Genomic DNA, 10,091 nt, shown 5'->3' with positions numbered 1-10,091 from the left:
GGTCGGGGTTGGGGTTCCAGTCCAGCAGGACACGGGTATGGCGGCCATCGTCGTCGTCCGTGCTGCCGCAGCCGGCGAGGGCGACGGTGGTGGCGAGGGTGACGAGAACCGCGGCGGTGCGGGTCAGCAGTGTCGGCAGTGTCGGTGGGGTCATCGGGAACCTTTCTGTGAAGTGGGGCCGGTACGGGAGCTGGTACGGGACGAGGACAACCACGGGCAGCAGAGCCGTTCCGCCGCGGTGGCGAGGATCAGCAGGGAGGCCGACATCACGGTGAGTACCACCACCAGGGCGAACACGAAGTCCGTCTGCAGCCGTGGGATCGCCTGGAGCAGGAGGTACCCCACCCCGTCGGTGGAGCCGGTGTACTCCGAGAACACCGCCGCGACAGGGGCGTAGGTCACCGCGACACGCAAGCCGGCGAACCCGGCGGGCAGGGCGGAGGGGAAGCGCAACCGCCAGAACACCGAGTGGCGCGTGCCGTGCAGGCTGCGCATCGTGTCCACCAGGCGCCGGTCCACACCGCGGGCGGCCGCGAGCATGGTGATCGCCACCGGGAAGAAGCACACCAGGGCCACCACGATGACCTTCGGCAGCATCCCGTAACCCAGGGCGATCGTGAGGATCGGGCCGAGCACCACGGTGGGCACCGCCTGCGAGGCCACCAGCAGCGGCGCGACCGCCCGGCCCAGCAACGGCACGTAGCCCGCCGCCACGGTGACGGCCAGTGCGAGGCCCACCCCGCACAGGACTCCCAGCAGAGTCTCGCCCAGGGTGAGCCAGGTGGCGGAGGCCAGACGCGCCGACCAGTTGTCCCGCAGGGCGTCGACGACGGACCCGGGGGACGGCAGGACATAGTCCTCGACCCGCCCTCCTGAACTGACGAACACCCAGGCCAGGGCAATGAGGACCACGGTGACAAGGGGCGGCACCACGGTGCCGGGGATACGGGAGCTCACCGGCCACCTCCGGCGAGTTCACGCAGCAGTGCCGAGCGTGCCGCGGCGAACCCCGGCTCGGCCAGCACGTCCTCCCGGGGCCGGCCCCCACGGCGGGCGAACCAGCCTGGCCAGGTCCGCCGCACCTGCCCGTCCGCCAGCAGGACCACCCGGTGGGAGAGCAGGAGGGCCTCGTCCACGTCGTGGGTCACCATGACCATCGTGGTCGCGGAACCGCCCTCCAGCACACCGTGCAACCAGTCCTGGATCTCCGCGCGGGTGATCGCGTCCAACGCCCCCAGGGGCTCGTCGGCGAGGAGGACGGGTTTGTCGGCCAACAGCGCCCGGGCCAGGGCGGCCCGCTGACGCATTCCGCCGCTGAGCCGGTCGGGACGTTGACGGCTGTGGTGCTCCAGCCCGCACCACGCCAGCGCCTCGGTGGCCCGGGCACGCGCCGCACGCCGTCCCACCCCGGTGTTGCGCAGAGGCAGGGCGACATTGTCGCGCACACTGAACCAGGGCAGCAGACTGTCACCCTGCGGCATCAGGGCACAGTGGGTGAGCCGGGAACGGTCGTCGGAGTCACCGAGGACGGCGACGCTGCCGCGCGTCGGCGCCAGGAGACCGCCGATGAGGTGCAGCAGGGTGGACTTCCCGCACCCGGAACGGCCGATGACGGCGACATGTTCGCCGGCGGGCACGGTGAGGTGGACGTCCTTCAGGACGGCAGGGGACTTCGGGTAGGCGACGTCGACGTGGTCGACCGCCACCGCCGGTGTGGGCGGCATGGGACATTCCTCCGCTCATGTGAATGAGGTCAGGTTCAGCGGGTGTGATCTCAGCCCCGGTGCTGCGCAGCAGTCGCGCGCCGGGACACCCCGTGTCTCTGGGTGGTCTGGTATTCAGTTCTTCAGGGGTAGTACGGCAACATCCTAGGCGACGGGTCAGGGCTTAGCATATTCGTCGCATCCGCGGTGAGTAGCGGCGGTAATGGGGGCTTCACCGACGCTGATGTGGTGCGTGGCACATTTCGCTTCAGCGCCACGTGACCGGTTTAAGGTCCTGAGGTAGCGGCCGGCCCCCGGTCGTCAGGCAGTTTCTTTTGACCTCACTCAAGGAGAAGTACATGTTCGACGCACTCACCGAACTCGCCAAGTCCATCGCCGGAATCGTCACCTCCGCCATCGAAGGTGACTGGGCCGGTCTCGCCGGCAACATCGTCGGTACCGTCCGCGACTCTATCGGGGTCGGGTCCTCCGCACTGGAGGCAGGTTCCTCCGCCATCGAGCTGTCGGCGGAGTAGCCGCTCCCTCGACTGCGCATGCGGCGCGCCGGACGGCGCCCACGTCACCCTCCCGGGCGATGTGGGCGCCGTCCGGCGTCGCAGGTACCAGTGTTGTCAGCTGAAGATCGACAGGCAGAAGACGAGGAACACCATCAGGTGCGCAGCGCCGTGGAGTGCCGTGACCCGTCGTCCGGTGAAGGTGGTCACGGACAGCATGAGGGTGACCGCGAGGAACGCCAGGTTCGTGGGGGACTCGAAGAGCTCGACCTCCTGGCCGGTGAGCATGCCGATGGTCAGCACCGCCGGGATCGTCAGCCCCACCGTGGAGACCAGGGCCCCGTGGCAGAGGTTGCTGACCCGCTGGATCTCGCCCTGGAGGGCGGCGCGGACGGTGGTGAGCGTCTCGGGGAGGAAGACGATCATCGCGATGAGCACGCCGGAGAGTGCCACCGGGGCGCCGGCGCGTGCCAGGCCGTCGTCGAGCAGGGTCGCCATGTCGTGTGACAGCAGCACGATGGGCAGGACGGTCAGCAGCAGGACGGCCGCGCGGGTCAGGATCTCCCCGCGGTGGGTGGCCAGGATCTCCCGGACGTCGGTCCGGGCGGGGGAGGTGGCCGAGGTGCCGGCCGGGGTGTCCGCGGTGACCTCCTGGAAGTCGGCACGCTGGGCGCCGGTCTGCCGGTAGAGGAAGAAGGCGTAGAGCAGCACCGTGACGGCGATGACGGGGATCTCCTGGGCGGTGGTGTACCGGCCGTCCTCGCCGATCAGCCCGGGCATCACGAAGGCCACGGTGGTCAGCACCACCAGCACCGAGAGGTAGGCGGAGGTGCCGGTCCGGTTGGGGAGCATGCCGCCGTGCCGGATCCCGCCGACGACCAGAGCCACCCCGATCACCAGGGTGAGGATGATCATCGACACGGCCATCACCGAGTCGCGGGCGATGGTGGTGTGGTCGCCCGGGCCGAGCATCACCGCGGAGATGAGGATGACCTCGATGACCACGATCGAGAGGGTGAGGACCAGCGTGCCGTAGGGGTCACCCAGACGGTGGGCGAGGTGCTCGGCCTGTTCGACGACGCCGAAGGCGCAGATCACGATCACCGTGACGAGTGCGCCGAGGACGGCGGCGAGTGCCGGGGTGCCGAGCGTCCCCTGGAGCCACGGCGCCGCCACGACGGTGGTCAGGAACGTGCCCCAGCCGAGGACGAGGCGGGCGAGGACGGAGGGGGAGAAGATGCCGCGGAGGCGGTCGGATGCACCGGTCATGGCTGTGTACCCGGAATTCTGCGGGGTCGTCCCTGCTCAGATGATTACCGCGCGGGTCGTCCCGTCGGTGACTTCCGTGGGCATTCTACAGAACAGGCGACGGCCGGGGCGACCGCCGTCGCTGTCACGGTGTCGCCCCGGCCGCAGCGGGAAGGCGTGTCCTGTCACACGGTGTCAGGAGCCGTTCCCGCTGTGTCGTCCGCCCTTGGCCTTGTCCGCCGTGGATTGGGCTTCCGCCCCTTCCCGGCCGGCCTCGTGCGGGTCGGCGGCGTTCCGGTCGCCGAAGCTCCCGGTGCTGGCCTCGCCGCCCTTGTGTGCCTGCTCTTCGGTGTCCTTGCGATTCCCGAACTGTCCGGGGTTGTTCTGGTCTGCCATCTCAACTCCCTTTCTGAATCGAAGGTCGGAAGTACGACCCGAGCACGTTGCTCTGGTCGCGACACTAGGCAGGTGGTGTGGGCAGATCAACCGTTCTGCGGGGATTTCCGGGCGGTGCGGCCGGATTCCCAGGCGACGGACAGCGGATGTTGACCTGTTCTGGAGACGCAGGGGAGAGAACCGGGGAGTGACCTGCGACGATACCCCCGGGGGTATGGTGTTTCTCATGTATGTTCGGGTGGGATACTGTAGGGGTTGTCCAGGGCGTGATGGCCTCTGGACCCGACCCCTCCGGCATGAGGGTCAACCCTTTCAGAGAAGTCCGCGCACCCCGGGTCATACGGTCCCCGGGGTGCGCGTCTTTTCGTTGGCGCATGGCGCGGTGGCGGCCGCGGCTCTCTGACCTGCAATATTGAACCGGTATTACCTCAGGATGGGGGGTATGAAAATGCGTGTGTAACGATTTGGTCACGGTCGTCGGTAGGGTCTGTGACGCAGCGCGGCACCCCGCGTTGCAGCCATCAGTACTTCGACCGAAAGGCTATATCATGCTGCCGATCATCTCTGACATCGTCACCGCCGTCTCCGAGTTCCTGGGCTCCGCCCTCGAGCTGGTCACCGGTTCCATCACCGGCTAGTAGCGGCCTGTCGCACTGGCGACCCGAGCCCCCGCACTCCGGTGCGGGGGCTTTGCCGTTGTGCCGGTGCAGGTACTGCGGGGCGCAGGGCGCAAGCCCCCATTTCGGGGGTATGTAGTATCCCCTACGTAACACTTTTGTCAGGCTCACCGGTAGGCTGTGTGTAGGAGCGAGGAAGAACCCCCGCCCCTGAACACCAAGACTTCAACCGAAAGGCATCACCATGCTGGACATCGTCTCCACCATCGTCACCGCTATCTCCGACTTCCTCCAGCAGGCCCTGGACCTGGTCACCGGCTCCATCGTCGAGTAATTCTCGCTGGCAACAGAGACCCCCGCACTCCGGTGCGGGGGTCTCTGCCTGTCCTGGTGGTGCCGCATCGCGTCCGGCAGGGCTCCCGCCCGGTCCGGGGTACGCTCGGGGCGGCAGGGTCGCCCGGCCCCGCGTCCAACCACAGCACCGGAGGGCATCTGCCATGGGCGACACCGTCTTCACCTACACGTCATTCATCTTCGGGGTCGGCCCTCGCCGGGTGTTCGACGCGTTGACCACCCCGGCGGACATCGAGAAGTTCATGCTCGGCACCGGGCCGAGCTCGTCTTGGAGGGAAGGGGGCCCGGTCCTGTGGAAGTCCGATGCTGCCGGGGAGTTCGAGGACCTGGGGCAGAAGGTCGTCAGTGTCGTGCCGGGTGAGCTCGTGGAGTACACCTGGCACTCCATCCAGCCGATGCACCGGCCACTCTTCGGGTCGGACGAGGAGTACGAGGCGGCACGTGCTGAGAAGACGACGGTGCGCTGGTCGACGGAGCCCTTCGAGGATGACGGGGTGGCGGGCACCGTACTGAGACTGAGGCACGCGGGATTCGATTCAACGGAGTCCGTGATGCTGCAGGGGGTCAGTGACGGGTGGGCCTTCTTCGTGTCATCGTTGAAGTCCTACCTTGAGGGGCAGGGTCAGTGACGGAGAAGATCCTGCCCTGACCTGCGAAACCGGCATTCGCGGTCGTTCTTCTCGGGTACTGTATCTCCATGCTCAAACTGAATACGGGACGCTCCGTACACCCCTCACTGCCCGTGTCCGCTCTCGCCTCCGTGGTTGCCGCGGCTGTCGGGCTCGTCGGTCTCACTGTCCCCACCGTCGCAGCAGCCCCTGATGTTCCGGCGGGATGTGTGACCTATGTGCCACGTGAGACGGAGGACGGGGCGTCCTCGCCGTCCGGTTCTCCGTCCGGTTCGGTCTCCGGCGGGAACGGGGCGGGGACCACACCGACGCAGGACGCCCCGGGGGCGTTGGAGTGCCAGGTGCCGTCGCCGTCGATGGGGCGCGACTTCTCCGTGATCGTCCGCCCGTCGCTCACTCCGGCGAACGAGAAGGTGGCGCTCTTCCTCGACGGGGCCGATTCCGGGGAGGTCAACGGCTGGGTGGAGAAGGCCGGTGCAGTCAACAAGCTCACCGACGTGGACAAGACCCTCGTGTTCCCGGTGACCGACCCGTGGACCTGGTCGCAGAACTGGGACGGTGGCGAGGAGGCGTCCGACGCGCGGTTCGAGACCTTCCTCGCCGACGAGCTTCCCGACTACCTCGAATCGTCCTTCGGGGTGCCGGACGGCGGACGTGGGACGACGGGAGTGGTCGGCTTGAGTGCCGGCGCCTACGCGACGCTGAACCTGGCGACGAAGTACCCCGAGCAGTACAGCTCGGTGTATGCGTTGAGCGGTGTCTACGATCCGCAGTCGGCCGGTGGACGCTTCGCCATCGACACCACCTCGACCCACCTCAGTGGCAGGGGCACCACACCGTGGAAGTCCGAGGCCAGCCGTGCCGCGAACAACCCGATGCGCAACCTCGGCAATCTCACCATGCCCGCCATCGTCAATGTCTCCACCGGCATCGTGCACCCGGAGGAGTTGGCGGGGAAGGACCCGGTCGCGGCGTATCTGGTCGGTGGCCCGGTGGAGACCGGGACGTTCGTGATGACGGCGCAGCTGCAGGTCGAGGCTATGCGGCTGGGCATGGACAACATCGACTTCCGGTACGACATCCTCGGCGGGCACACCTGGCCCACCTGGCGACGCGCGGCGTTCGACAACGGGACGATCCGGACCTTCCTGGACCGGATCTGAGACCGCCCTACGGGGTGGTGGCGGCGACGTCGTTCTTCGTGAACTCGCCGTTGCGGCCCCAGATGAACCACAGGGCCGCGCCGAGGATCGGGAACGCCAGGATCAGGAGCACCCACACGGCCTTGCCGCCGGCGGCGAGGACACCGCTGGAGACGACGCTCACGAGTGCGGTGATGACGAACGCGACGATGGCCAGGCCGATGACCGCGAGGGCGATGACCAGGGCGATGCCCCAGGCGCTGGACAGGCTGCCGTCGGAGTTGGTGACGGCGGCGAGAGTGTACTGCATGATTCCTCCGGGGGTGGTGGGGACTGAACTTCCCAAGTATCCGGCGTCGGGGCCGGACTGCGCATCATCCCGTGGGCTGATTCTTTAATTGCCTTCCTAAGTCGCCGGCGCCTTGACCGTGCGGGAATTATCGAACTATGATCGTGCGGAAATAGTCGAACAAACAAGGAGGCCGCATGTCCCCCTCCCGGACCTACGAACACCCCGACACCGACGACATCACCATCCACCGCGTCCTGTTCGCGCTCAGTGAACCCCTGCGACTCAACATGGTGCGGATCCTCGCCGAGCGGGGAGAGGTCGACAGCATCGACCTCGGCCCCGACCTGCCCCGCTCCACCCTGACCCACCACACCAGCCTGCTGCGCGAATCCGGCGTGGTCCACGTCCGGGCCGAAGGGCGCAAATGCATGATCCGGCTGCGGACCGACGACCTGGAGTCCCGGTTCCCCGGGCTCGTCGACACCGTCCTCGCCGGCTACGGGGACGTCGAGCCGTGATCCGGAAGGTCTGGCCGTTGACCGCCGCCGCGGTCGCCCTCGGCATCGACGCCTACGTCCTGGCAGGCGTTCTGCCGCAGATCGCCGACTCCCTGTCCACCACCGCGGCGATGATCGGACTCGGGGTCACCGCCTTCACCGCCGCCTACGCCGTCGCAGGCCCGCTGCTGTCCGGGCGGCTCACCGGCGGCAGCACCGCCCGCGCCCTGCTGATCGCCCTCGGGGTGTTCAACCTCGGCAACCTCATCACCACCCTGGCTCCCGGAGTGGAGGTGTTCCTCCTGTCCCGCGTCCTGGCGGGAGCGGGCGCGGGCATCCTCACCGCCGTCGCCACCGCGACCGCGGCAGCCATGGTGGAGGAGACCGAGCGGGGCCGGGCCATGGCGATGGTGACCTTCGGACTGTCCACGGGCACCGTCGCCGGCGTCCCGCTCGGCATGCTCATCGGAGACACCGCCGGGTGGCGGTGGACCATGGCACTGGTCGTCGCCTTCGGCGTCTGCAGCACGGCGGCCCTCGCCGTGCGTGCCCGGGACCTCCCGGTGCTCGACGGGGGAGGTGGATCGCCGGTGTTCGGCGTCCTGCGTTCGGCGACGACAGCCCTCGGCGTCCTCGCCGCCTTCCTCCTCGGTGTCGCCAGCCTGGGGCTGTACACCTACCTCCTGCCGATGGCGGAGTCCCGCGGACTGGAGGACTGGGGCTTCGCCCTCGTGTGGGCCTGGGGCATCGGCGGCGTCGGGGCTACGGCCCTGATCGGCAGACCCCTCGACCATGTCGGTCCGCGGCCGTTCCTCGTCGCACTGCCGCTGGTCCTCGCCCTCGGTTTCGCCCTGGCATGGTCCAGCGGGAACCCCGTGGTGTGGATCATCGCCGCGGTTCTCTGGGGAGCTGCCGGCTGGGCCACCGTCCCCACCCTGCAGCAGGCGCTCACCGCTGACCGGCCCACCCGGGCCATGCCGGTCATCGCCTTCCAGATGGCGGCGATGTACCTCGGCTCGGCTGTCGGTGCCGCAGTCGGCAGCAGCCTGCTCAGCGGCGGGACGACGGCCGCGGACCTCGCCGGGTGGGCACTGATACCCGCCGCCGGGGCACTCCTGCTGGCCGGGGCGGTCAGCCTGCGTCTGGCACGGGCCTGAAAGACAGGACTAGAACACCGGCCAGGGTACGGCCGGCAACCCCGGTTCCGGACCGGGGAACACCCCGTCCGCCAGGAGCCGGTCACACCGGTCGGCGAGCGCCGCCACCTCGGCAGGGGAGAGCAGCTCCTCCATCGACGCACCCAGGCCTCCTTCCGCACCGGACTCCAGTCCGCAGCGGACACGGCGTACCGCGTCGAGCTCCCCGTCCGACAACGGCGCACCGACCCACCCCCACAACACCGTGCGCAGCTTCGACTCCCGGTGGAACGTCAGCCCGTGGTCCACGCCGACACGGTGACCTTCGACCACCGGCAGGATGTGCCCGATCTTGCGGTCGGCATTGTTGGCCAGCACATCGAACACCGCCATCCGACGCAGCGCCTCGGAGTCCTCGTGGAACAACGACACCGGCTCATCGTCCTCGTCCACCCCGTCGAGCACCCGGAGCCAGCCGTCCCGCTCAAGGTCAGCGGCGTCCGACGTCGCCACCAGTCGCACAGGACGCTGCCCCGGCGAAGGCTCGCACCAGACCTGCACCATGCCCTCGCCGAACGGGCCGTCGCGCAACCACGTCACCGGGACGACACCCAACCCCGACGCCTCCGACAACCGGTAGGCCGCGACCTCCCGACGGGCGAGGGTACGGTCCGGGAAGTCCCACAGGGGCTTCTCGCCGACCAACGGCTTGTACACCACCGTCGTCCCACCGATCCGGCCACGGAACGTCGCATTCGACGCGGAGACGATCCGCCCCTCCAACTCCAGGTCGCCCCGGGGAACCTCAGAACGCCCCACGTCAGAGACCGTCGGGCATGCCGCACTCGTGGCCGTCCGGGTCCATCGGCTGCCCACACCGGGGGCACAGCGGACGACCCGCATTCACGATCGCCATCGTCCGGTCCACGAACGCGCGCGCCGCGCCGACCGGGATACGCACCGACAACAGTTCCTCCGGCTCGACCTGCAGCTCGACCGGCTCATCGGCGTCCACCGACGCCTGCAGCTCCTCGAGCTCCTCCGGGTCCAGCTCCGGCGGCGGCGCCGCCTCGATCACGACCTGCGACGTCCGGGGATCCCACCCGAGACTCAGGACCCCGACACGGAACTCCTCGTCGACCGGCATGTCCAGCGGATCATCGTCGACGAGCAGCTCATCGGTCTCGTCGGGGACGTTGAAGGGGTTACCGTCCTGGCTGCGGAGCCGGTCGAGCAACTCGGCGACCCCCTCCGCCAACGCGGCGGACTGCTGCTTCTCCAGGGACACGCTGACAGTCACGCCCCGGTCGCGGGCCTGCAGGTAGAACGTCCGGTCACCGGGCAGTCCCACAGTGCCGACAACGAAGCGGTCCGGCCAGTCGAATCCGTACGTGGTGGTGGGCATGGGACCCATTGTAGGAGCCGAGCCCCCCGCGATGCACCGAACCGACGACGACCCCTTCACACAGAGCAACCCCAGGGGACGGTGGGACCGACCTGACGGGTTGCCGCCTCGTGGGCGGTAGACCGGCTCAGCGGGAGCCGCCCCCGTGGCCCGCCCC

Annotated in this window: 12 protein-coding genes and 1 riboswitch; of the genes, 5 read left to right on the top strand and 7 right to left on the bottom strand. The window is 68.7% G+C overall.

Features of this window, described 5'->3' with window-relative positions; genetic code table 11:
* Positions 1–150: 150 nt before the first annotated feature.
* Positions 151–957 carry an ABC transporter permease gene (locus Q0A34_RS05735; RefSeq protein ID WP_291479050.1) on the bottom strand — a complete coding sequence of 269 codons (807 nt, stop codon included), beginning with the start codon at positions 955–957 and terminating at the stop codon, positions 151–153.
* The gene (locus Q0A34_RS05730; RefSeq protein ID WP_291479049.1) at positions 954–1,724 is read right to left on the bottom strand and encodes an ABC transporter ATP-binding protein; all 771 of its coding nucleotides are present in this window, start codon (positions 1,722–1,724) and stop codon (positions 954–956) included. The genes Q0A34_RS05735 and Q0A34_RS05730 overlap by 4 nt, the downstream gene beginning before the upstream one ends.
* A riboswitch (TPP riboswitch) is annotated at positions 1,714–1,827 on the bottom strand. (Overlaps the previous gene by 11 nt.)
* Positions 1,828–2,062: 235 nt before the next feature.
* Here Q0A34_RS05730 and Q0A34_RS05725 point away from each other — a divergent pair.
* Positions 2,063–2,239, top strand: a complete 177-nt coding sequence (locus Q0A34_RS05725; protein WP_291479048.1) for a beta-class phenol-soluble modulin — start codon at positions 2,063–2,065, stop codon at positions 2,237–2,239.
* A gap of 96 nt (positions 2,240–2,335) precedes the next feature.
* On the opposite strand, the gene Q0A34_RS05720 is transcribed toward Q0A34_RS05725, so the two are convergent.
* Entirely contained in the window at positions 2,336–3,487 is a 1,152-nt protein-coding gene (locus Q0A34_RS05720) for a calcium:proton antiporter (RefSeq protein WP_291479047.1), read from the bottom strand.
* Between the two features lie 174 nt (positions 3,488–3,661).
* Positions 3,662–3,862 (bottom strand): hypothetical protein, encoded by a 201-nt coding sequence (locus Q0A34_RS05715; protein ID WP_291479046.1) that lies wholly within the window; start codon positions 3,860–3,862, stop codon positions 3,662–3,664.
* Positions 3,863–4,976: 1,114 nt separating this feature from the next.
* On the opposite strand from Q0A34_RS05715, the gene Q0A34_RS05710 reads away from it, so the two are divergent.
* Together Q0A34_RS05710 and Q0A34_RS05705 are read left to right on the top strand one after the other, a co-directional pair.
* Positions 4,977–5,462, top strand: coding sequence for an SRPBCC domain-containing protein (locus Q0A34_RS05710; protein ID WP_291479045.1), 486 nt, complete (start codon positions 4,977–4,979; stop codon positions 5,460–5,462).
* 68 nt (positions 5,463–5,530) lie between these two features.
* Positions 5,531–6,625, top strand: a complete 1,095-nt coding sequence (locus tag Q0A34_RS05705; RefSeq protein ID WP_291479044.1) for an alpha/beta hydrolase-fold protein — start codon at positions 5,531–5,533, stop codon at positions 6,623–6,625.
* 7 nt (positions 6,626–6,632) lie between these two features.
* On the opposite strand, the gene Q0A34_RS05700 is transcribed toward Q0A34_RS05705, so the two are convergent.
* A complete protein-coding gene (locus tag Q0A34_RS05700; RefSeq protein ID WP_291479043.1) occupies positions 6,633–6,914 on the bottom strand; it encodes a PLDc N-terminal domain-containing protein in 282 nt (93 codons plus the stop codon).
* Positions 6,915–7,090: 176 nt separating this feature from the next.
* On the opposite strand from Q0A34_RS05700, the gene Q0A34_RS05695 reads away from it, so the two are divergent.
* Both Q0A34_RS05695 and Q0A34_RS05690 read left to right on the top strand, forming a co-directional pair.
* A complete protein-coding gene (locus tag Q0A34_RS05695) occupies positions 7,091–7,414 on the top strand; it encodes a helix-turn-helix transcriptional regulator (protein WP_291479042.1) in 324 nt (107 codons plus the stop codon).
* A complete protein-coding gene (locus tag Q0A34_RS05690; RefSeq protein ID WP_291479041.1) occupies positions 7,411–8,550 on the top strand; it encodes an MFS transporter in 1,140 nt (379 codons plus the stop codon). The genes Q0A34_RS05695 and Q0A34_RS05690 overlap by 4 nt, the downstream gene beginning before the upstream one ends.
* A gap of 9 nt (positions 8,551–8,559) precedes the next feature.
* Here Q0A34_RS05690 and Q0A34_RS05685 read toward each other — a convergent pair whose 3' ends face one another.
* Together Q0A34_RS05685 and Q0A34_RS05680 are read right to left on the bottom strand one after the other, a co-directional pair.
* Positions 8,560–9,348 (bottom strand): SCO1664 family protein, encoded by a 789-nt coding sequence (locus Q0A34_RS05685; RefSeq protein ID WP_291479040.1) that lies wholly within the window; start codon positions 9,346–9,348, stop codon positions 8,560–8,562.
* Position 9,349: 1 nt separating this feature from the next.
* Entirely contained in the window at positions 9,350–9,934 is a 585-nt protein-coding gene (locus Q0A34_RS05680; protein ID WP_291479039.1) for a DUF3090 domain-containing protein, read from the bottom strand.
* Between the last annotated feature and the right edge of the window lie 157 nt (positions 9,935–10,091).

It is taken from the genome of Corynebacterium sp., assembly GCF_022712195.1.
GTDB lineage: Bacteria > Actinomycetota > Actinomycetes > Mycobacteriales > Mycobacteriaceae > Corynebacterium.
This window is presented reverse-complemented; position numbering and strand designations above follow the sequence as displayed.